Annotated in this window: 1 protein-coding gene; it reads right to left on the minus strand. The window is 67.4% G+C overall.

Going from position 1 to position 674, the window contains the following annotated elements:
• A partial coding sequence (locus GQS09_RS28810) for a glycoside hydrolase family 11 protein (RefSeq protein WP_399552617.1) occupies nt 1-674 on the minus strand: 674 nt, incomplete at both ends.

Raw genomic sequence — 674 nt, forward strand, 5'->3', positions numbered from 1 at the left:
GTGGTGCCGCCGGAGGAGCTGCCGATGGTGATGTTGGAGCTGCCGCTGCTCTGGTAGCCCTCGGTCGCCATGATCTGGTAGTCGTGGCTGCCCAGGTTCATGCCGTGCCGGGCCCAGGCGTCGAAGTGGTTGCCGGTGGTGATGGTGCCGCCGGTGCGCTTGGACTGCCGGACGCTCCAGAACTGCTTGAACGTCTGGGTGCCCTCGATGGACGGGGCGTTGTACCGGGTGGTCTCGTAGATGTCGTAGGTGCCGCCGTCGCTGTTCACCGTGCCCTTGAAGGTGCCGGTGGGCCGGTAGGTGCCCCAGTTGTCGACGATGTAGTACTCCACCAGCGGGTTCCGCGACCAGCCGTAGAGCGTCAGGTAGGCGTTGCCGGACGGGTTGAAGGTGCCCGAGTAGGTCACCGTCCGGCGGGCGCCGGTGCTCCAGCCCTTGCCGGCCACGAAGTTGCCGGTGTTGCTCCACTGGGTGCTGTAGTTGCCGCCGGAGCCCATGGTCATGGAGACCGTGCCGGGCGCGTCGGTCCAGAACGAGTAGAAGTACCCGCCGTGGTTGCCGGTCTGGTTGGAGTTGATCGGGTTGGCGTTGGCGCTGCCCGTCGGGACCAGAACGGCCGCGACCAGCGCGGCACACGCGGCACTGATGAGCAGCTTGATGCGCCCGGCACCGCG

The sequence above is a fragment of the Streptomyces sp. YIM 98790 genome, from assembly GCF_011421595.1.
In the GTDB taxonomy this organism is placed as follows: Bacteria; Actinomycetota; Actinomycetes; order Streptomycetales; family Streptomycetaceae; genus Streptomyces.